Genomic DNA, 21,164 nt, shown 5'->3' on the forward strand with positions numbered 1-21,164 from the left:
GGGCTTTTTTGTGCACCGAACCGGCCGGACGAAGCACGAACCACGAGCACGAGCAGACGAAGGACGAGGACTGATGAGCGAGCGGATCCCGGAGCACCGCTACACGGCCGCGCTGGCCAACGAGATCGAGGCGCGCTGGCAGGAGCGATGGGAGGCCGAGGACACCTTCGCCTCGGCCAACCCCGCCGGGCCCTGGGCGGACCCGGACGACCCGCGCCTGGGGCAGGGCCACCGCTTCATCATGGACATGTTCCCCTACCCCTCGGGGACCGGCCTGCACGTGGGGCACCCCCTGGGGTTCATCGCCACCGACGTCCACGCGCGCTTCGCCCGCACCACCGGCATGAACGTGCTGCACACCATGGGCTTCGACGCCTTCGGCCTGCCCGCCGAGCAGTACGCCGTGCAGACCGGTCAGCACCCGCGCGTCACCACCGAGCGCAACATGGAGATCTACCGGGCCCAGCTGCGTCGGCTGGGGATGGGCCACGAGCAGCGCCGCAGCTTCGCCACGATCGACCCCGGCTACTACCGGTGGACCCAGTGGATCTTCACCCAGATCTTCGAGTCCTGGTATGACGTGGACGCGCCGGCGCGCACCGGCGAGGGCACCGGCCGGGCCCGGCCGATCCGCGAGCTGGTCGCCCAGTTCGCCTCCGGCGAGCGCGACCTGGACCTGCACGACGACGAGGGGCGGCCGCGCACCTGGGCTGACCTGAGCCCGGTGGAGCAGGCCGACGTGCTCGACGGCTACCGCCTGGCCTACCTGTCCTCGGCGCCGGTCAACTGGTGCCCCGGCCTGGGCACGGTGCTGTCCAACGAGGAGGTCACCGCCGACGGACGCTCCGAGCGCGGCAACTTCCCGGTGTTCAAGCGCAACCTGAGTCAGTGGATGATGCGCATCACCGCCTACGCCGACCGGCTGACCGACGACCTGGACCGGCTGGACTGGCCGGAGAAGGTCAAGCTCATGCAGCGCAACTGGATCGGCCGCTCCGTGGGCGCGACCGTGCGCTTCGACGTGCCTTCGGCCAGCTCCGGCCACGACGGCACCCTTCCCCTGCACGTGTTCACCACCCGGCCCGACACCCTGTTCGGCGCGACCTTCATGGTGGTGGCCCCCGAGCACCCGTCGCTGGCCGAGATCGTCCCGGACGCCTGGCCCGAGGGCACCGACCCGCGGTGGACCGACGGCGCACCCGACCCGCGCACCGCGGTGACGGCATACCAGCGGATGGCCTCGACCAAGAGCGACGTGGAGCGGCAGGCCGACGCCAAGACCAAGACCGGTGTGTTCACCGGTGCCTTCGCCACCAACCCCGTCGACGGCCGCCAGGTCCCCGTGTTCGTCGCCGACTACGTGCTGATGGGCTACGGCACCGGTGCGATCATGGCCGTCCCGGGCCAGGACCAGCGCGACTGGGACTTCGCGGTCGCCTACGGGCTGCCGATCATCCGCACCGTGCAGCCGACCGAGGGGCACCCGGAGGACCAGGCCTTCACCGGCGAGGGGCCGGCCGTCAACTCCGCCAACGACGAGGTCAGCCTGGACGGGCTCGGCGTCGCCGAGGCCAAGGAGCGGATCATCGCCTGGCTGGTCGAGCGGGGCCTGGGACGCGAGACCGTCACCTACCGGCTGCGCGACTGGCTGTTCAGCCGCCAGCGCTACTGGGGCGAGCCCTTCCCGGTCGTCTGGGACGAGGACGGCGTCGCGCACACCGTGCCCGACGAGATGCTGCCGGTCGAGCTGCCGGACGTGCCGGACTACAGCCCCCGCACCTACGAGCCCGAGGACGCCGACAGCTCGCCGGAGGCGCCGCTGGCCCGCGCCACCGACTGGGTCGAGGTCGAGCTGGACCTGGGCGACGGCCGCGGCGTGCGGAGGTACCGCCGCGAGACCAACACCATGCCCAACTGGGCCGGGAGCTGCTGGTACCACCTGCGCTACCTGGACCCCGCCAACGAGGACGCGCTGGTCGACCCGACCGTCGAGCGCTACTGGATCGGCCCGCGCCCTGCCCCGGTCGCCGGTGCGCCCGCCGGGGCCACCGACCCCGGTGGCGTCGACCTCTACGTCGGCGGCGTGGAGCATGCCGTCCTGCACCTGCTCTACTCCCGGTTCTGGCACAAGGTCCTTTTCGACCTGGGCTACGTCTCCTCCGAGGAGCCGTTCCGCCGGCTGATCAACCAGGGGATGATCGAGGCCTACGTCTACCGCGACGCCCGCGGCTTCCCGGTGCCGGCCGCCGAGGTCGAGGAGGTCCCCGACCCCGAGGGCGGTGCGCCCACCTTCACCTGGCAGGGCGAGCCCGTCACCCAGGAGTACGGGAAGATGGGCAAGTCGCTGAAGAACGTCGTCACCCCCGACGAGATGTGCGAGCAGTACGGTGCCGACACCTTCCGCGTCTACGAGATGTCGATGGGCCCGCTGGAGCAGTACCGCCCGTGGGAGACCCGCGCGGTCGTCGGCTCGATGCGCTTCCTGCAGCGGCTGTGGCGCAACGTCGTCGACGAGGAGACCGGTGAGCTGACGGTCACCGACGACCCGATGGACGTCGAGACCGAGAAGGCGCTGCACCGCACGATCGCCGGCGTGCGGGCCGACTACGAGGCGCTGCGGACCAACACCGCGATCGCCAAGATGATCGAGCTCAACAACCACCTGACCAAGCTGCCGGCCGCGCCGCGTGCCGCGGTGGAGCCGCTGGTGCAGATGGTGGCGCCGGTCGCCCCGCACGTCGCGGAGGAGCTGTGGTCGCGGCTGGGGCACGAGGGGTCGCTGGCCTGGGCGCCCTTCCCCGAGGCCGACCCGCAGCTGCTGGTCGAGGACACCGTGACCTGCGTGGTGCAGGTCAGGGGCAAGGTCCGCGACCGGCTGGAGGTGGCCGCCGACGTCGACGAGGCGACGCTGCAGGAGCTGGCGCTGGCCAGCCCGAAGGTGCAGGCGATCATCGACGGCGCGCCGGTGCGCAAGGTCATCGTCCGGGCCCCCGGCCTGGTCAACATCGTCGTCTGAGGTCCGTGCCCCGATGGCTTCCCCGCAGCTGGTCACCGACACCACCGCCTGCCTGCCCGCCGGCACGGCGGAGCGGCTCGGGCTGACCGTCGTCCCGCTGCACGTCACCGTCAGCGGCCGCGGCACGGTCAAGGCGCGCGAGATCACCCCGGCGGAGGTCGCCGACATCCTGGGCAGCAGCCGGGCGCGGATGTCGACGTCGCGGCCCTCGCCGGGGGAGCTCGCCGCGGCCTACCGGGAGGTCACCGGGCGCACGGGCTGCCGCGAGATCGTCTCGGTGCACCTGTCCGGCGCGGTGAGCGGGACGGTCGAGGCCGCCGAGCTCGCCCGGGACGAGGTCGCCGGCGAGGTCGCGGTCGAGGTCGTGGACTCGCGGGTGCTCGGGCTCGCCCTCGGGTATGCCGTGTGCGCCGGCGCCGAGGCGGCCGCCCGGGGGGAGGACGCCGAGGCCGTCGCCGGGCTGGTGCGGCGGCACGCCGCGGCCAGCCGCACCTGGTTCTACGTCGACACCCTCGAGCACCTGCGCCGCGGCGGACGGATCGGCCGGGCGGCCGCCCTCCTGGGCTCGGCGCTGGCGATCAAGCCGTTGCTGACCCTCCGCGACGGCGAGGTGCACCCCGAGGAGAAGGTCCGGACCCGGGCCAAGGCGCTCGCACGGCTCGTCGACCGGGCGGCCGGTGCCGTGGAGGAGGCGCGCGAGCAGGGCCTGGAGGTGCGCCTCGCGGTGCACCAGCTGGCCGCGGCCGAGGCGGCCGCCGACCTGGCCGCGGTGCTGCGTGATCGCACCGGCGTCGACCCCGACGTCACCGAGCTCGACCCCGTCGTCGGCGTCCACACCGGTCCGGGCACCCTCGGCGTCGTCGTCGCACCCCAGCCCGGCTGACCCGCCCTCGGGCGAGCAGCCCGCACCCCCGGCCGAGGACGTCGCGCGCACGCCCCATCCGTGACCGAGGACGTCGCGCGCACGCCCCATCCGTGACCGAGGACGTCGCGCGCACGCCCCATCCGTGACCGAGGACGTCGCACGCACGCCTCATCCGTGACCGAGGACGTCGCGCGCACGCCTCATCCGTGACCGAGGACGTCGCACGCACGCCTCATCCGTGACCGAGGACGTCGCGCGCACGCTCTGGCACCAGCAGCACCCGAAAATGGCCGCGGACCGTCGCTCCATCCACATGGTCGCCCCGCACGGCGCACGGTCCACAGCCCCGCTGAGCGGTCTGTCGGACCGCGCCGGCGCTGCCTACCGTCGCCAGCATGAGGACCGCGACCACGTCGGCAGGGCGTCCGGGCGAGGACCGGCTCGAGCGGCTGCTCGCCGGCGACGACGGCGAGGACGTCGACCGTGGTCCCGCCGCGGACGACCCCGCGGCGCCCACCGCGGAGGGCCTCGACGCCTGGGACGAGCACCCGGACGATCGGCCCGGACGCGGCCGTCACCGCACGGTCGGCGTTCCTCTGCTCAGCGTGCCGCAGTCGCTGCGCAGCTCGGAGCTGACGGTCGGTGCGCGCGCGGTGCGCGGTCTCCTCGTCCTGATGGTGGCCGTGTGCCTGGTGCTCGGTGGCCGTTGGTTGTGGACCGAGCATGTCGCGGAGGCGACACCCCCGGAGCGGGTGCTGCCGGCGCCGTCCGACGAGCACGTCGCCGCGAACCAGGGTGGCGGGGCACCGGGTGCGGGGCCGGGCTCGGGTGACGGGGCCGTGGAGGGGGCTGAGGAGGGTCCGGGGGAAGCCACCGACGGTGCAGGCGGGGCAAGGGGTACAGCGCAGCCCGAGGGGACAGGCGTCCCCGAGGACCTCGTCGTCCACGTTACCGGTGCGGTGGCCGAACCGGGGGTGGTCACCGTGCCGGCGGGGTCCCGCGTGGTGGACGCCGTGCGTGCCGCGGGCGGGGTCACCGACGAGGCGGACCAGGCCGCGCTGAACCTCGCTCGCCCCCTCGTCGACGGCGAGCAGGTCTGGGTCGGACGCCCGGGTGAGACACCGCCCGTCACGCCCGGCCCGTTGCCCGGAGCGGGTGGCCCGGACGGAGGCAGGCAGGCGGAGGGGCAGGCCGCGCCTCTCGACCTCAACACCGCCACCCAGGCCGACCTGGAGGAGCTGCCGGGGGTCGGGCCGGTGACGGCCGGGCACATCCTGACGTGGCGCGACGAGCACGGCCGGTTCTCCGCGGTGGAGGAGCTGCTGGAGGTCAGCGGGATCGGGGAGCGCACCCTCGCCCAGCTGGAGCCGCTCGTCACCGTCGGCGGCTGAGGTGCCGGCCACCGGCTCGACGGCGGACGCCGTGGGCTCGCGGGACGCCGAGGACGCGCGCAAGGAGGCCCGGCTGGACCTGCGCCTGGTCCTGCCGGCCCTGGTGGCGTGGGCGGTCCTGACCGCGCTGGTCCCGGGGCCGGCGTGGGTTCTGGTGGCGGTCGGGAGCGTGGCCGCGCTGACGGCGACGGTGATGACCCGGGCGGCCGGGTGGGGTCCGCCGCACGTCGCGCGCGAGCCGCCCTCCCCGTGGCGGGTGGTGCGCGGTCAGGTGGCCCTGAGCCTCGCGGCGGTCGGCCTCGTGTGCCTGGCGGGCGCGGCTCACGTGGCCCGCGACCGTGCGGGGCCCGTGGCCGGGTGGGGCCAGGAAGGTGCGGTCGTGTCGGTGACCGGGACGGTGACGACCGAGCCCCGGGTCCTCACCCGGGGCGACGAGCGCGAACCCCTCGTGATCCTCGACCTGCGGCTGCAGCGGGCCACCGGGCGGGGGACGACCGTCGGCACCGCCGCACCGGTGGTGGTGATGACGTCAGCTGGTGAGGGGTGGGAGGAGCTGCGCTGGCGCAGCACGGTGCGGGCCGAGGGGCGGCTGCGGGTCACGGAGAGCGGTGACCGGTCGGTCGCGATGCTCGTGCCGCGCGGGCCACCGGTCACCCTCCGCCCGCCGGGAGGCGTGCTCAGCGCGACCGACCACGTGCGCGACCGCTTCCGGGAGGCCGTCGACCCCCTGCCGGCCGACGCGCGCGGGCTGGTGCCCGGCCTGGTCATCGGCGACACGTCGCTGACGCCGCCCGACCTCACCGAGGACATGCGGGCGACCGGGATGACCCACCTGTCGGCCGTCAGCGGCAGCAACGTCGCGCTGGTGACCGGCGCGCTCGCCCTGCTCGTCGCGGCGGCAGGGGTCCGGCTGCGCTGGCGCACGCCGCTCGTGCTGGTGGGACTGGTCGGCTTCGTGCTGCTCTGCCGGCCCGAGCCCTCCGTCCTGCGGGCTGCGGTCATGGGCTCGGTGGGGCTGGTCGCCCTGTCGTCGGCACGGCGCCGGGTCAGTCTCCCGGCCCTGGGGGCCGCGGTGCTCGGCCTGCTGTGCCTCGACCCCTGGCTGGCGCGGTCCTACGGCTTCGCCCTGTCCACGCTGGCCACCCTCGGGCTGGTCGTGTGGTCGCGCCCGTGGGGCGATGCCATCGCCGCCCGGCTGCCGCCGCGGGCCGCGCTGGTCGGCGACGCGCTCGCGGTGCCGCTCGCCGCCCAGGTCGCGTGCGCGCCCGTCATCGTGCTGCTGCAGGGCAGCATCACCACGGTCGCGGTCCTGGCCAACCTGCTGGCGGCCCCGCTGGTGGCACCGACGACGGTGCTCGGGGTCGTCGCGGCCGTGCTGTCCCCGCTCTCGCTGACGCTGGCCACCGTCGTGGCCTGGGGTGCCGCACTGCCGGCCTGGATGCTGGGTCGCATCGCCCGTGTCGGGGCCGACGTCCCCTACGGGACGCTCGACTGGGTCGACGGGCCGGCCGGGGCCCTGCTCCTCACCGCGCTGACCACCGGGGTCCTGCTGACCGGGCCGTGGTGGCGGGACAGGCTGCGCCGGCACCGGTGGTGGGGGTATGCCGCGCTCGGCACCGTCGCCGGTCTGCTGTGGCCGGCGCCGGGCTCGGGTGCCTGGCCACCGCCCGGTTGGGTCGTGGCCGGCTGCGACGTCGGCCAGGGGGACGCCTTCGTCGTCCGGTCCGGACCGGACTCGGTCCTCGTCGTGGACACCGGTCCCGACCCGGGCCCGGTCGCGGCGTGCCTGCGCGACCTTCGCGTGCGGCGCGTGGACGGCCTGTTCCTGTCCCACTTCCACAGCGACCACGTCGGCGGGCTCGGCGGGGTGCTGGCCGAGGCCGAGGTGGCCACCGCATACCTCAGCCCGGTCCGGGACCCGCCCGCCGTGGCCGCAGCAACGCTCGGTCTGCTGGGGGAGGCCGGGGTGCCGACCGTCGAGCTGCGTGCGGGCCGCAGCCTGGGGATCGGCGACGCGCTCGTCGAGGTCGTGTCACCGGGGCAGCGGCCGGTCGTCGGCGGGTCGGCCGCCAACAACGCCAGCCTGGTGCTGGACGTCGCGGTCGGCCCGACTCGGATGCTGATGACCGGGGACATCGAGCCGGAGGCCGCCCGCACGGTGCGCCGCGCGGTAGAGGGTCGCGACTACGACCTGCTTAAGGTGGCCCACCACGGCTCCGCCGCCCAGGACCCCGACCTCGTCACCGGGACGCGTGCCGAGGTGGCCCTCATCGGCGTGGGGGAGGACAACACCTTCGGGCACCCCGCTCCCAGCGCGCTGACCCTCCTGCGCGGCGCCGGGATGGTCGTGCTGCGCACCGACATCGACGGCGACGTCGCGGTCAGCCGCGACGGGGACGCGATCGTCGTGCACCGCCGGGAGGAGTGACCGGGGCCGGGCTGGGGCGGCCCCGGTCTGCGGCCCAGGACTCCGCCAGGCCGGTGCGCAGGCGTGGAGCTCAGGCCTGCGGCTGGAGCTGACGGGCCTCCAGGTCCGTCGCGCTCCTGCGCAGCGCCTCGACCGTGACGGCGACCGCGGGCACCCGCAGCAGGTCGGGGGTGGTCACGATCTGCACCACACGGCGCGAGGGCGGCGACACCGGCCGGACGGCCACGTCGGGGTGCGACACCGAGCGCAGGATGAGCTGCGGGGCGAGCGCCACGCCCAGGCCCGCGGCGACCAGGCCGAGGACGGCGACGTAGTCCTCGGTCTCGAAGGTCACGTCGGGGGCGAAGCCCGCGTCGTGCGCCAGGGACAGCAGGTGCCCGCGGCAGCGGGCGCACCCGGCGATCCACCGGTCGCCGGCGAGGTCGGCGATGTCGACCTCGCTGCGCTCGGCGAGCGGATGGGTGCGCGGCAGCACCAGCATGACCGGGTCGGTGAGCACGTCGATGACCTCCAGCCCGGCCAGGTCGTCCTCGCCGCGACCCGGGTCGGTCCCCTCGTAGGAGAAGGCCACCGCCAGGTCGACCGAGCCCGCCCGCAGCGCGGCCAGCGACTCCGGCGGCTCCGCCTCGGTGAACTTCACGGTGATCGCCGGGTGGCTCTCGCGGAGCTCGGCCAGGGCCCGGGGGACCAGGGTGGCCGAGGATGAGGGGAAGGCCATGAGCCGCACGTCTCCGCGGCGCAGGCCGGCGATGGCCGAGATGTCGGCCTCGGCCCGGTCGAGGGCGTCGAGGATCTCGTGGGCGTGCCGGGCCAGCACGCGACCCGCCTCGGTCAGGCGGACCGACCGGCCGGCACGCTCGACGAGCACGGTGCCGGTGCGCTCCTCCAGACGGCGCACCATCTGGCTCACGGCGGGCTGGGTGTAGCCCAGCGAGTGGGCGGCCGCCGTGAACGTCCCCTCGTCGGCGATCGCCTTCATCACCCGCAACCCTGCAGCGTCAAGCATGCGTGGATCATAACCGGCGCTAATAGCGCAGGGGAAGGATCCACGGCTCCGGCGCCGTCGGGACGAAGGTCCCCCGCACCACCGGACCTCAGGCTCTACTATGCGGCGTCGGAGATTGGGACGCTGGAGTCAGCCACAAAGATCTCAACCGAAGGAGCTGGCCGACATGACAACGCGAACCCAGTACCACGTGGACCCCCACCTCGACGTCGTGGGTGAGGGCAAGCACTTCCTGCCCACCGCCGGGGGGTACGCGCTGGCCGTCATGCGCATCGCCTTCGGCTTCTACTTCCTGTGGGCGTTCGTGGACAAGATGTTCGGCCTCGGTTTCGCCACCCCGGCGGAGCGCGCGGTCGTCAACGGCGGATCCCCGACCACCGGCTACCTGTCCGGCGTCGAGGGCCCCCTGGCCGGCTTCTACAACGGCATGGCCGGCAGCACGTTGATCGACATCCTGTTCATGGCCGGCCTGCTGGGCATCGGCGTCACCCTGATGCTGGGTGCGGGAGCCCGCGTGGGCGCCCTGGCCGGTGCGCTGATGTACCTGTTCATGTACGGCGCCGCGATCCCCACGGTGACCAACCCGTTCCTGGACGACCACCTCACCGGCGCCATCGTCATGGTCGTCATCGCGACGATCCCGGCGGCGTGGAGCTACCTGGGCCTCGGCGCCTGGTGGGCCCGGATCGCCCCGTCCTGGCTGCGCTGACCGGCGATGAGCGCCACGGTGCAGGCCCCCGGGCCGGTGCTGGTCGGCGTCGACGGATCGACACGCAACGCCTCCGCGGTCGCCTGGGCCGCCGCGGAGGCGGCGTCATCCTCAGCGCCGCTGGTCCTGGTGCATGACGACGGGGGATCGGGCGAGGCCGCCGGCCGGGCGACGCTGGAACGCGCCGCCGCAGAGGTGGCCAGGATCGAGCGGCAGCTCCGCCCGACCATCCAGGTCCTGACCGCGCACGGCGCGGCGGTGGGCCTGGTCGAGACGGCCCACGAGCTGGAACGGGCCGGACGACAACAGCACAGCGGACAGTCAGCGGCAGGCACGGCGACCGTGGTCGTCGGCCGGCGCGGCGCGGGCGGCTTCCGGGCCATGAACCTGGGCTCGACGGCCCGTCGGCTCGTCCACCAGGACGGGCCGCCCACGGTAGTCGTGCCCACCGGATGGGACCCCGCCACGGTCGAGCCCAGCGCCCCGGTCGTCGTGGACGCCCGGTGCGTGGACGGCGAGCCGGACACCCCGGCCCTGGCGGCAGCGATGGCCCGGGCGCACCGCGAGCAGCGACCCGTGGTGGCGGTCTCGGTGTGGTCGGTCCCGCCCGAGCAGGCCCGTGCAGGGCGCTCCATCGCCCAGGTCTGGGCGGAGTACGCCGACCGGGCCGAGCGTGAGCTGGACGAGCGGCTGCAGCCCTGGCGCACGGCATACCCCTCGGTGAAGGTGGTCGCGGTCGCGACCGACCGGCACCCGGTGGCGGCCCTGCTCGACCAGGCCAGCGGCGCCGAGCTGCTCGTGGTGCCGCGCGGCGTCACCGGCTGCGCGGTCGTGGAGTACGCCGACTGTCCCGTCATCGTCGTGTAGGAGGTGCGCACGACTCACAGGCACGGCGCCCGGTCCTCCCAGGACCCGGGCGCCGTGCCACGTCGCGCCCCGTGCCCCGCGCGGCGGCGACCGGCCCGGGCTGCGGGCACAATGGGCGCGTGGACCGGACCCTGCCCCTGCGCTCCCTGGGTGAGCCCGTCGCGGCCGTCGGCACCACGCCGCCGGTCCTGGACGGTCCGGTCAGCACGGCGCTGACGCTGCCGCCCGCCACGCCCCTGGACGAGCCGGGGTATGCGGTGCTGCGCGACCTCGTGGCCGCCGGGCGGGTGCTGGTGCTCACCGGGGCGGGGATGTCGACCGCGTCGGGGATCCCGGACTACCGCGGGCCGGACGGGCAGCGCCGGGTGCAGCCGATGCAGCACGCCGAGTTCGTCGGGTCGGGCCAGGCCCGGCAGCGCTACTGGGCCCGGGCCTTCAGCGGGTGGGAACGCTTCGCCGCGGCCCGCCCCAACGTCGCGCACGAGGCCGTCGCCGCCCTGCAGCGGGCCGGCCTGGTCGACGGGGTCATCACCCAGAACGTCGACGGGCTGCACCAGCGCGCCGGCGCCCGTGACGTGCTGGAGCTGCACGGCAGCCTGGGCCGGGTGGTCTGTCTGGACTGCGGCGAGCCGTACACCCGTGAGCAGGTCCACGACTGGCTCGTGGAGGCCAACCCGGGGTTCGTGGCGCGGGCCGGCGGCGGGGAGGTCAGGCCAGACGGCGACGTCGTCCTCGCCGAGGAGCTCGTGCGCCGCTTCCGCGCACCTCGCTGCCTGGTGTGCGGTGGCGACGCCCTCAAGCCGGACGTGGTGTTCTTCGGCGGCTCGGTGCCCAGGCCGGTGGTGGAGCAGGCCTTCGCGATGCTGGGCCGGTCGGGGCTGCTGCTCGTGCTCGGGTCCTCGCTGCGGGTCATGAGCGGATACCGGTTCGTGCGCCGGGCGGCGCGCGACGGCATACCCGTGGCCGTGGTCACCCGCGGGGAGACTCGGGGCGCCGGGGAGCCGACCGTGCAGCTGGACTGCCTGCTCGACGACGTGCTGCCGCGGCTGGTGGCCGACCTCGCGGCCTGACCCCCGGAGTCGGCGGCACCGCCCGGCGTGCTCGGCGCCCGCAGGGATGGTGTGATCGGGGGGTGGACGTGACCGCCGGCGGCGCCGCCGCGCGGACCAACCGGAGGAGGACGACGACGTGGACGTGACCCAGGAGCAGATCAACGCCCTCTACGACGCGGAGGTGAAGAGCGTCGACGGTGACCGGCTCGGCCCGGTGCGCCAGGTCTACCTCGACGACGAGACGGGGGCGCCGACGTGGATCACCGTGCGTACCGGGTGGTTCGCCGGGCGCGAGCACCCGGTGCCGCTGGAGGGCAGCGAGCAGACCGAGGACGGCATCCGGGTGTCCGCCTCGGGCCCGGAGATCCGGGAGGCGCCGACCGTGGAGGAGGACGAGCACCTCGGACAGGACCAGCTGGCCGAGCTCGTCCGCTACTACGGCCTGGCGGCACCCACCGCTTCGGAGGGTGCCGCCGAGCACGGGGCGAGCGCCGTCCACCAGGAGGCCGGCCCGTCGGGGCGGGTGCGCCGGCACGCCCGGGACGCCGGGCGGTAGCCGCGCGTGACGGTGCGGGCAGGGCGCCGCGCCGGGCCGGAATTGGCGTCGTGGCCCCGGGTGTGATGTGCTCGTCTGTGGCCGTCGTGCGGGTGACGGTCCGCGAACCAGGAGGACGACGTGATCTCGCAGGAGCAGCTCAACGCTCTGTATGACGCCGAGGTGGTGGACCAGGGCGGTGAGAGGGTCGGCGCGATGGGCCAGGTCTACCTGGACAACAAGACCGGCGAGCCCGCCTGGGTGACGGTCCGCACCGGCTGGATCGGCAGCCGTAAGGTCTTCGTGCCGCTGTCCACCGCCGAGATCGTGGACGAGCAGATCCGCGTCCCCTACAGCACCGCGATGATCAAGGCCGCTCCCGACATCCCCTGCGACCGGCACCTGTCCGAGGACGAGGAGCAGGACCTCTTCGAGTACTACTCCGTCGACGACGGGCCCGCGCCCTCGGCCTGAGCCGCGCGGACGCCGCGCATCTACCCGGACAGCACAACGCCGCCCCGGTCGAGGTGGGGCGGCGTTGCAGGGAGCGGGACGGCTCGCACCCGCCGGTGGCAGCCAGGCGTGCGGTGGGGCGTCCCGAGCCCTCGGGTCAGACGCGGCGCAGCACCGCGGTGACCTTGCCCAGGACGACGGCGTGGTCGCCGTCGATCGGCTCGTAGGCCGGGTTGTGCGGCATCAGCCAGACCTTGTCGTCACGCTTCTTGTAGGTCTTGACCGTCGCCTCGTTGTCGAGCATCGCGGCGACGATGTCGCCGTTGACCGCGGTGGGCTGACGGCGCACCACGACCCAGTCGCCGTCGCAGATGGCGGCGTCGACCATCGAGTCGCCCACGACCTTGAGCAGGAACAGCTCGCCGTCGCCGACGATCTGGCGCGGGAGGGGGAAGACGTCCTCGACGGCCTCCTCGGCCAGGATCGGGCCGCCCGCCGCGATGCGCCCCACGACCGGGACGTAGGACGCCTCCGGGCGGGCGTCGCCGATGCCGGTCTCGTCATAGACCCCGGACGGGGCCTCGGGGCCGGCAGTGGTGGGCGATGTGCGGCGGTAGCCGGCACCCTCCGCCGCGCCGGGCAGGACGACCTCGATCGCGCGCGGCCGGTTGGGGTCGCGGCGCAGGTAGCCCTTGCGCTCGAGCATCTTGAGCTGGTGGGCGACCGAGCTGGGTGAGGTGAGGCCGACCGCCTCGCCGATCTCCCGCAGGCTGGGCGGGTAGCCCCGTGCGTCGACCGAGTCGCGGATGACCGCGAGCACGCGGCGCTGCCGGTTGGTCAGCTCGGCGCCGCCGTCGCGGTCGGGCATCTCGTGGATGGTTGCCATGGTCCGTCCCTGTCTCCTCTGGCTGCCAGGTCCTGGCCGTCAGGCCAGGTCAGAGGGTCTGTCAGTGGTCGGTGGTTGTGTTCCTGACATGCCCACAGCGTACGAGGTCGAGGCCCGCCGGACAAACATCTGTTCGACCGGCGTGTCGACAAAGTCGTACAACCGTGCTAGGAATGGCACAGACGTGCTATCGCACACGCGTCCGAACAACCTCAGGAGGACCACCATGAGCACAGCCGTCGTCGACCTGTTCCCCGTCGCCGCGGGTGCGCGGGAGCGCGCCACGGACGTCCCGGCCGGACGCCCCGGCGGTCACCTGCGCCTCGTCGCCGCCGACGAGCGCCGGGTGCAGCCCGCGCCGCTGCACATCACCCGGCGGGGCCGGCTGACGCTGACCGCCACGGTGGCCCTGGTGCTCGTGCTGGCCCTCGCCTCGCTGGTGAGCGCGCTGAGCCCGGCGGGGGCGACGAGCGCGGTGGTGGTCGAGCCGGGCATGACCCTGTCCCAGATCGCGGCCGAGCAGCTGCCCGAGCTGCCGCTCGACCGCGCGGTGGTCGACATCCAGCGCGCCAACCGGCTCAGCACCACCGACATCGCGGTGGGCCAGGAGCTGGTGATCCCCGGGCGCTGAGCGCTGGGACGCTGAGCGGCGGGCGGGACCCCTCAGCCCTGCGGCTCGGTGTCGTCGTCGGAGGTGACGGCCTCCCAGACGACGGGCAGCTGCTCGGAGGGGATGAAGTAACCGGTCAGGTGCGGGTCGAACATCAGGCCCGCGATGGAGGAGCGGCGGTAGGCGTCTGCGGAGTCGACGACCTCGCCGGGTGGGAGGGCTATCGCGCGCAGGTCGTCGGCGGCCCCGATCATGCCGTTCTGCACGGCGAAGTGGCGCGCGCGCTCGGCGTTGGTGAACGTCAGCAGCATGAGCTGCCCGTCGATCTCGGCGGCGGCGGGCGACTCCATACCCTCCTCGCCCACGGCGATGAACCACCAGTGCGGCAGGCCCATCGTGGCCCGCCACAGGTCGGTCATGCCGGCGTGGTCGTCGGGGCCCTCGACCCGGGCGGCCAGCAGGTCGGTCTCGGTCTCGGTGGGCGGCAGGGCGTCGGCGGGGACGGCGTCCTGGGCGTCGGTGCCCCCCGCGGCGGTCTCCGGCCCCGGGGCGGGCCGACGGCCCTCGTAGAGCGAGTCGCCGTCACGGGGCTCCTGCCCCTGGAACGGCATCGACGTCGGGTCAGTCATGGACCTATCCGACCACACGCGTGCTGCCAGACCCAACCAGGACGACGACCACGCAGGTCAGCTCACCGGGTCGGACTGCGTCAACGGACCCGCCCCAGGGGCCCGGACCGGGATCGGGCTCGTGGGGTCGTCCAGCTCGTGCGACCAGCTGTGCGGCACGACGCCTCCGCCGGCCAGGTGCGGTTCGTGCTCGCGCGGACCGCGGGCGGAGGGCGTCGTGCCCACCAGCCGCAGCTCGGGCTCCCGGTCGCGCCGGGGGCCCTGGCCGTCCAGCGGCACCCGCACCTCCTGGCTGCCGACCTGCACCTCCTGCCCGCGGACCGTCAGCGTCACCGGCTCGCCGACCTCGACCACGAAGCTGATCGCCTCGGCCTCGAGCCGCACGCGCAGCCGCGACAGCTGCCAGCGCATCCGCCACGTCAGCGACGGCCAGCAGTCCGGCAGCCGAGGGTCGAGGCTCAGCTGGCCGTCGTGGTCCCGCATGCCGCCGAACCCGCCGACCAGGGCGCTCCATACCCCGCCGGTCGAGGCCACGTGGACCCCGTCCACGGTGTTGCCGTGGCGGTCGGCGAGGTCGACGAACAGGCCGGCGTAGAAGTAGCGCAGCGCCAGCTCGTGGTAGCCGACCTCCGCCGCCACGATCGACTGCACGACCGCGGAGAGGGAGGAGTCGCCGGTGGTGATGGGGTCGTAGTAGTCGAAGTCGGCGAGCTTGTCCTCGGCGGTGAAGTGGTCGCCGCACAGGTAGAGCGCCAGCACCACGTCCGCCTGCTTGATCACCTGGTAGCGGTAGATGACCAGCGGGTGGTAGTGCAGCAGCAGCGGCCGCCGGTCGGCGGGCGTCGCGTCCAGGTCCCACACCTCCCGGTCGAGGAAGTGGCTGTCCTGGGGGTGGATGCCCGTGCGCTCGTCGAAGGGGATGTGCATGTGGTCGGCGCAGCGCTGCCAGTCCTCGACCTCGCGCTCGTGCAGCCCCAGGCGCGCCCGCGCCCGGGCCATCTGCTCGGGGTCGGACTCCTCCAGCGCGCGCACCGTCTCCACCGCGGCTCGCAGGTTGTGCGCGGCCATGATGTTGGTGAAGAAGTTGTCGTTGACGACGGTGTTGTACTCGTCGGGCCCGGTCACCCCGTGGATGTGGAACGACTGGTCGCCGTTGACCTGCCAGAAGCCGAGGTCGGCCCACAGTCGCGCGGTCTCCACCAGCATGTCGACACCCTGGTTGAGCAGGAACTGCCGGTCCCCGGTGGCCCGGGCGTACTTCATCAGGGCGTAGCTGATGTCGGCGTTGATGTGGTACTGCGCGGTGCCGGCCTGGAAGTAGGCCGACGCCTCGGCGCCGTTGATCGTGCGCCACGGGTAGAGCGCCCCGAACTGTGACATCTCCGCCGCCCGGCGGCGGGCGTCGTCGAGCATGCCGTGCCGGAAGCGCAGCGCGTTGCGGGCCGCCTGGGGGTGGGTGTAGGTGAGGAAGGGCACGACGTAGCACTCGGTGTCCCAGAAGTAGTGCCCGCCGTAGCCGGTGCCGGTCAGCCCCTTGGCCGGGATCCCGTGGTTGCCGGCGCGGACCGTGGCCTGCCCCAGCTGGAAGAGGTTCCAGCGCACCGCCTGCTGCAGCTCGGGCTGCCCCTCGATCTCCACGTCGGACTCGGCCCAGAAGCGGGCCCACAGCTCGGCGTGCTCGCGCTGCAGCTGCGGGACGCCCGCGGAGACCGCCCGGTCCATCGTGCGCCCGCAGCGGTCGGCCAGCTCGCGCGGCGGCACGCCACGGGAGGTGTGGACGGTGACGAGCTTGTCGATGCGGACCACCCGGCCCTGCTCGGCGGCGATCTCGTAGACGTGCTGGGCGAGGTCCTCCTCGACCGTGAGCCGCTCGGTCCAGGGGTTGTCGGTCTCGATGCGGTGCTGGGCCAGGGTGGCGATGGTCATCCCCGAGTTGGTGCAGCGGTAGCCCAGCAGCAGCCGGCCGTCGCGGACCTCGTGCAGCGTGGGCTGGAGCACCCGGTGGCCGAAGGAGTGGGCCTGCCGGGGGTCGACTCCCTCACCCATCGCCGCCGAGCGCACGTCGTACTCGTCCGAGCCGTCCTGGCGGTTGAGCACGGGGCTGGAGACGACCAGCGAGGCGTGCCCGTCGAGCATCTCGACCTCGAAGGTCATCACCGCCAGGTGCCGCTCGACGACGCTGGTCATCCGGGTGCTGGAGATGCGCACACGCTTGCCCGAGGTCGTGCGCCACACGACCTCGCGCCGCAGCACCCCCTCCCGCAGGTCGAGGCTGCGCTCGTAGCCCTCCAGGTCGGCGTCGGAGAGCAGCAGGGGCTCGTCGTCGACGTAGAGCTTGATCGTCTTGGGGTCGGGCACGTTGACGATCGTCTGGCCCACGCGGGCCAGCCCGAAGGCATCCTCGGCGTGCCGGATCGTCCAGGTCTCGTGGAAACCGTTGACGTAGGTGCCGTGGGTGTGGGTGTCGCGGCCCTCCTCGACGTTGCCGCGCAGGCCCAGGTAGCCGTTGGCGACGGAGAAGAGGGTCTCGGTCAGCCCGAGGTCGCGGCCGTCGTAGCCCCGTTCGACGAGGCGCCAGGGGTCGACGGGGAAGCGGCTGCGGTCCAGCGGGTCGACGGGCTGCGGCGGGCGGTGCGAGGGGATCGCGTCGTGCACGGGCTCTCCAGGGGGTGCGGTCACGGGGCGGGGCCGGGGCAGGCCTCGGGCGGGGTCAGGGGCGGGCGGGTATGCGGTCGCGCCAGGCGTCCTGCTGCTCGCGGGGGAGGAGCTCGGCGAGGTCGGTGACGACGACGTCGGCGCCGGCCGAGCGCAGGGCGTCCGCGCCGACACCGCGGTCCACGCCGACCACGACGCCGAAGCTGCCGGCCGCGCCGGACTGGACGCCGGAGACCGCGTCCTCGACGACGGCGCACCGGGAGGGGTCGGTGCCGAGCCGCTCGGCGGCATACCGGTAGGTGTCCGGCTCTGGCTTGCCGGCCAGACCCTGCTCGGCGGCGACCGTGCCGTCGACGACGACCTCGAAGCGTTCGGCCAGGCCCGAGGTGTCCAGCACGTGCGGGCCGTTGCGCGAGGAGGTGACCACCGCGACGGCCGTGCCGCGGTCCTGGAGGTGGTCGAGCAGGGCGACCGACCCGGGGTAGGGCTCGATGCCCTCGGCGTCCAGCAGCTCGTTGAACAGGACGTTCTTGCGGTTGCCCAGCCCGCAGACGGTCGCGGCGTCCGGGGCGTCGTCGGGGGTGCCGTGGGGCAGCTCGATGCCGCGGGAGCCCAGGAAGGCGGCCACCCCCTCGTAGCGGGGACGGCCGTCGACGTGCTCGAAGTAGTCCTCGTCCGTGTAGGGCGAGGTGTCGACGTCGTCGCCGTCGCCCTCGGGCAGGTCCTCGAGCACGCCGGTGAACAGCGTGGCCCAGGCCCGCATGTGGACCTCGGCGGTCGGCGTCAGCACGCCGTCGAGGTCGAGCAGCACGGCGTCGACGTTCTCCCACTCCATCCGGCCAACGGTAGGGCAGTCGGGCCGTCGTCTCGACCTGACGCCTGTGGACGGCGCGTGGGGGGTTGTCGGGATGTGCCGTTACCGTCAGGGGCATGTCGTCGAACGAGCAGCAGCCGGTCAGCAGCACCGCGGTGGTCGACCGGGAGGGGGCCGACCTCACGGCCGTGGACCCGGGGCTGGTCACCGCCGCCGAGGAGGCGCTGCGCCGGCTGGTGGGGCGGCCCGATGCGCAGTTCCGCGACGGGCAGCTGGAGGCGGTGCTGGCGCTGGTCCAGGACCGGGCGCGGGTGCTGGTGGTGCAGCGGACCGGGTGGGGCAAGTCGGCCGTCTACTTCGTGGCGACCGCCCTGCGCCGCGCGCAGGGCGCCGGCCCGACGATCATCGTCTCGCCGCTGCTGGCCCTCATGCGCGACCAGATCGCGGCGGCGGCCCGGGCGGGCGTGCGGGCCGTGACGATGAACTCCGCCAACGCCACCGAGTGGGACGACGTGCGCGCCGCCCTGGCCGCCGACCAGGTGGACGTCCTGCTGGTGAGCCCGGAGCGGCTCAACAACCCCCGTTTCCGCGAGGAGCAGCTGCCCGACCTCGCCGCCCGGTGCGGCCTGCTCGTCGTCGACGAGGCGCACTGCATCAGCGACTGGGGGCACGACTTCCGCCCGGACTACCGCCGGATCCGCACGCTGCTCGACGGGCTGCCTTCCGACACCCCGGTGCTGGCGACCACGGCGACCGCCAACGAGCGGGTGGTCGAGGACGTCGTGGAGCAGCTGGGCGCCGGTGGTGCCCACGTCAGCACGATCCGGGGTCAGCTGGCCCGGGCGTCCCTGCGCCTGGGTGTGCTGCCGCGCCTGACGCCGGAGCAGCGCCTCGGCTGGATCGTGGCCCACCTCGGTAGCCTGCCCGGCAGCGGCATCGTCTACTGCCTGACGGTGTCGGCGGCCGAGGACGTCGCCGAGGCGCTGCGCCAGGCCGGGCACGAGGTCGCCGCCTACACCGGGCGGACCGACCCCGAGGAGCGCGAGCGCCTGGAGGCGGCGCTGCGCGACAACCAGGTCAAGGCGCTGGTCGCGACCAGCGCGCTGGGGATGGGCTTCGACAAGCCCGACCTCGGCTTCGTCGTGCACCTGGGCGCCCCGAGCTCGCCGGTCGCCTACTACCAGCAGGTGGGCCGCGCCGGACGTGCCACCGAGCGGGCCGACGTGCTGCTGCTGCCGGGGTCGGAGGACCGTGACATCTGGTCCTACTTCGCCACGGTCTCGATGCCGCGCCAGGACCAGGCCGACGCCGTCCTCACCGCGCTGGCCGAGGCGCAGCGGCCCCTGTCCACCCCCGCCCTGGAGACGATGGTCGACGTGCGTCGCACCCGTCTGGAGCTGCTGCTCAAGGTGCTCGACGTCGACGGCGCCGTCGACAAGGTGCAGGGCGGCTGGGTCGGCACGGGCCAGCCCTGGGTCTACGACCGGGAGCGCTACCAGCGGGTGGCCGACGCGCGCGTGCGCGAGGCCGAGCTGATGATCGCCTACCAGCAGACCGACGGCTGCCGGATGGCCTTCCTGCAGGAGTGCCTCGACGACCCGACCGCCAGCCCGTGCGGGCGCTGCGACTCCTGTGCCGGCGCGTGGTACCCCACGGAGGTCCCGGAGGCCGCCCTCGGCACGGCGCGCGAGCAGCTCGGCGGGGTGGGCGTGCCCGTCGAGGCCCGCGCCCAGTGGCCCACGGGTATGCCGCGCCTGGGCGTCGAGGTGAAGGGCAAGATCTCCCCCGAGGAGCAGGCGCAGCCGGGTCGGGCGCTCGCGCGGCTCTCCGACCTGGGCTGGGGGCAGCGGCTGCGCACCGTGCTCGCCGAGGGCACCTCGCGCGTCGTCGACCCCGAGGACCCCGAGGCCGGCGTCGAGGCCGGTCAGCCGGTGCCGCCGGAGGTGGTGCGGGCGGTCGTGCAGGTGCTGGCCGGCTGGGACTGGGCGGCACGACCGGTCGGGGTCGTCGCGATGCCCTCGCGGCGCCGGCCGGCGGTGGTGGGGTCGCTGGCCGCGCAGATCAGCGAGATCGGCCGGCTGCCGCTGCTGGGCACGCTCGACTACGCCCACGGGGGACCGGTGGGTGAGCCTGGCGGCAACAGCGCCTTCCGGCTCGCCAACGTCTGGGACCGGATCGCGGTCGGGCCGGAGCTGTCGGCCGCGCTGACGGCCAACCCGGGGCCGGTGCTGCTCGTCGACGACCTGGTCGACTCACGGTGGACCGTCACCGTGGCGGCGCGAGAGCTGCGTCGGGCCGGGGCGGAGGCGGTGCTGCCGTTGGTGCTGGCGGTCGAGGGCTGACGCCGGCTCAGAGCACGAGCGCGACGAGGAACACCGCGTAGCAGCCCAGGGCCGCCCAGGCCAGGACGTCGCGCCACCGCCTCGGGGCGCCCGTGGCCACCGTCAGCCCGACGCCGGTGAGGCAGGCCCACGACGCCGGGTGGCCCCAGCGGAGCGCCCAGGACTGCAGGCCGCCGGTCACCGCGGCCCTCTCGGGCACGACCACCAGCCACAGCGCCGTCATGCCCGCGGCCGCGGCGGCGCCCGCGATCCCCAGCGCCCGCGCGTGCCGCTCGTGCCAGCGGGGCGGGTGGGGGAGGGCGGGGCCGGCCCCGGCGTCCGTCGGGGTGGTCATGGCATCTCCTCGTCCAGCAGGGCGACGGCCTCGGCGTGCCAGCCCAGGCCCGCCTCGACGTGCGCGAGCCCGTGGCGCACCGTGACGAGCCAGTAGGTGCGGTCGGGGGAGTCCTGCGCCGCGACGAGACGCTCGAGGTCGCGGTAGGAGTCGCGGGCCGCCTCCAGGCGCGCCCGGTGCCGGTCGAGGTGGCCGCGCAGGACGCCCGGCGGGGCGTGCCGGCCGAAGAATACCTGCAGCAGCAGCTCGTTGCGGCCGGGGGAGAGCGACTCCGGCTCAGCGGCGAGCCAGGCGCGCAACGCCTCCCGGCCGGCGTCGGTGAGCTCGAAGGGCGACGAGCGTCCCTCGCCCTCCGCACGACGGACGAGCCCCTCATCCTCGAGGCGGGACAGCGTCGGGTAGAGCTGGCCGAAGCTCTCCTGCCAGAAGTGGCCGACCGAGCTGCCGATCTCCTCGCGCAGGCGGTAGCCCGTCATCGGGCCGTGCGTGAGCATGCCGAGGACGGCATAGCGGGTGCGGGACGACCTGCTCACCCGCTCACGATATATCTGGCAGAGACAACAAGGCAAGGG

At 74.2% G+C, this 21,164-nt stretch carries 18 protein-coding genes; 11 read left to right on the plus strand and 7 right to left on the minus strand.

Annotation, left to right across the window (positions count from 1 at the left end; genetic code table 11):
- The first annotated feature begins 73 nt into the window (after window positions 1-73).
- The 4 genes from leuS to K330_RS22245 all read left to right on the plus strand — a co-directional run bounded on the left by leuS (window position 74) and on the right by K330_RS22245 (window position 7,700).
- Entirely contained in the window at window positions 74-3,016 is a 2,943-nt protein-coding gene (leuS, locus tag K330_RS0117905) for a leucine--tRNA ligase (protein ID WP_022923191.1), read from the plus strand.
- A gap of 13 nt (window positions 3,017-3,029) precedes the next feature.
- Window positions 3,030-3,899 (plus strand): DegV family protein, encoded by an 870-nt coding sequence (locus tag K330_RS0117910; RefSeq protein WP_022923192.1) that lies wholly within the window; start codon window positions 3,030-3,032, stop codon window positions 3,897-3,899.
- Window positions 3,900-4,276: 377 nt separating this feature from the next.
- The gene (locus tag K330_RS23460; RefSeq protein ID WP_022923193.1) at window positions 4,277-5,272 is read left to right on the plus strand and encodes a helix-hairpin-helix domain-containing protein; all 996 of its coding nucleotides are present in this window, start codon (window positions 4,277-4,279) and stop codon (window positions 5,270-5,272) included.
- 1 nt (window position 5,273) lies between these two features.
- A complete protein-coding gene (locus tag K330_RS22245; protein WP_022923194.1) occupies window positions 5,274-7,700 on the plus strand; it encodes a ComEC/Rec2 family competence protein in 2,427 nt (808 codons plus the stop codon).
- Between the two features lie 70 nt (window positions 7,701-7,770).
- On the opposite strand, the gene K330_RS22250 is transcribed toward K330_RS22245, so the two are convergent.
- Window positions 7,771-8,706, minus strand: a complete 936-nt coding sequence (locus K330_RS22250; protein WP_040658362.1) for a LysR family transcriptional regulator — start codon at window positions 8,704-8,706, stop codon at window positions 7,771-7,773.
- 166 nt (window positions 8,707-8,872) lie between these two features.
- Here K330_RS22250 and K330_RS22255 point away from each other — a divergent pair, with 166 nt between their 5' ends.
- From K330_RS22255 to K330_RS0117950, 5 genes are all read left to right on the plus strand, one after another.
- Window positions 8,873-9,415 (plus strand): hypothetical protein, encoded by a 543-nt coding sequence (locus K330_RS22255; RefSeq protein ID WP_084617686.1) that lies wholly within the window; start codon window positions 8,873-8,875, stop codon window positions 9,413-9,415.
- Window positions 9,416-9,421: 6 nt separating this feature from the next.
- Complete coding sequence (locus tag K330_RS0117935; RefSeq protein ID WP_022923197.1) at window positions 9,422-10,282, plus strand: universal stress protein; 861 nt, start codon at window positions 9,422-9,424, stop codon at window positions 10,280-10,282.
- Between the two features lie 119 nt (window positions 10,283-10,401).
- Window positions 10,402-11,352, plus strand: a complete 951-nt coding sequence (locus tag K330_RS0117940; RefSeq protein ID WP_022923198.1) for a Sir2 family NAD-dependent protein deacetylase — start codon at window positions 10,402-10,404, stop codon at window positions 11,350-11,352.
- Window positions 11,353-11,470: 118 nt separating this feature from the next.
- Window positions 11,471-11,890, plus strand: coding sequence for a PRC-barrel domain-containing protein (locus K330_RS22260; protein ID WP_022923199.1), 420 nt, complete (start codon window positions 11,471-11,473; stop codon window positions 11,888-11,890).
- Between the two features lie 120 nt (window positions 11,891-12,010).
- Window positions 12,011-12,343, plus strand: coding sequence for a PRC-barrel domain-containing protein (locus tag K330_RS0117950; RefSeq protein ID WP_022923200.1), 333 nt, complete (start codon window positions 12,011-12,013; stop codon window positions 12,341-12,343).
- Between the two features lie 136 nt (window positions 12,344-12,479).
- Here the strand turns inward: K330_RS0117950 and lexA are convergent, their stop codons facing one another.
- The gene (lexA, locus tag K330_RS0117955; protein WP_022923201.1) at window positions 12,480-13,208 is read right to left on the minus strand and encodes a transcriptional repressor LexA; all 729 of its coding nucleotides are present in this window, start codon (window positions 13,206-13,208) and stop codon (window positions 12,480-12,482) included.
- A 226-nt stretch (window positions 13,209-13,434) separates the two neighbouring features.
- On the opposite strand from lexA, the gene K330_RS23975 reads away from it, so the two are divergent.
- Complete coding sequence (locus K330_RS23975) at window positions 13,435-13,839, plus strand: LysM peptidoglycan-binding domain-containing protein (RefSeq protein WP_022923202.1); 405 nt, start codon at window positions 13,435-13,437, stop codon at window positions 13,837-13,839.
- 32 nt (window positions 13,840-13,871) lie between these two features.
- On the opposite strand, the gene K330_RS23030 is transcribed toward K330_RS23975, so the two are convergent.
- From K330_RS23030 to K330_RS0117975, 3 genes are read right to left on the minus strand one after another with little or no spacing between them, the layout of a single operon-like run.
- Window positions 13,872-14,447: a hypothetical protein gene (locus K330_RS23030; RefSeq protein ID WP_156875876.1), complete on the minus strand. Its 576-nt coding sequence runs from the start codon at window positions 14,445-14,447 to the stop codon at window positions 13,872-13,874.
- A 57-nt stretch (window positions 14,448-14,504) separates the two neighbouring features.
- The gene (locus K330_RS22270; protein ID WP_022923204.1) at window positions 14,505-17,102 is read right to left on the minus strand and encodes a glycoside hydrolase family 65 protein; all 2,598 of its coding nucleotides are present in this window, start codon (window positions 17,100-17,102) and stop codon (window positions 14,505-14,507) included.
- Window positions 17,103-17,157: 55 nt separating this feature from the next.
- Complete coding sequence (locus tag K330_RS0117975; RefSeq protein WP_022923205.1) at window positions 17,158-17,937, minus strand: HAD family hydrolase; 780 nt, start codon at window positions 17,935-17,937, stop codon at window positions 17,158-17,160.
- Window positions 17,938-18,032: 95 nt separating this feature from the next.
- On the opposite strand from K330_RS0117975, the gene K330_RS0117980 reads away from it, so the two are divergent.
- Window positions 18,033-20,258 carry a RecQ family ATP-dependent DNA helicase gene (locus K330_RS0117980; RefSeq protein ID WP_022923206.1) on the plus strand — a complete coding sequence of 742 codons (2,226 nt, stop codon included), beginning with the start codon at window positions 18,033-18,035 and terminating at the stop codon, window positions 20,256-20,258.
- A gap of 7 nt (window positions 20,259-20,265) precedes the next feature.
- On the opposite strand, the gene K330_RS22275 is transcribed toward K330_RS0117980, so the two are convergent.
- Both K330_RS22275 and K330_RS0117990 read right to left on the minus strand, forming a co-directional pair.
- On the minus strand, window positions 20,266-20,592 hold the full coding sequence (locus tag K330_RS22275) for a hypothetical protein (RefSeq protein WP_022923207.1): 327 nt from the start codon (window positions 20,590-20,592) through the stop codon (window positions 20,266-20,268).
- Window positions 20,589-21,125, minus strand: coding sequence for a PadR family transcriptional regulator (locus K330_RS0117990; RefSeq protein WP_022923208.1), 537 nt, complete (start codon window positions 21,123-21,125; stop codon window positions 20,589-20,591). Before K330_RS0117990 ends, K330_RS22275 begins: the two co-directional genes overlap by 4 nt.
- Window positions 21,126-21,164: the final 39 nt, after the last annotated feature.

It is taken from the genome of Ornithinimicrobium pekingense DSM 21552, assembly GCF_000421185.1.
Lineage (GTDB): Bacteria > Actinomycetota > Actinomycetes > Actinomycetales > Dermatophilaceae > Ornithinicoccus > Ornithinicoccus pekingensis.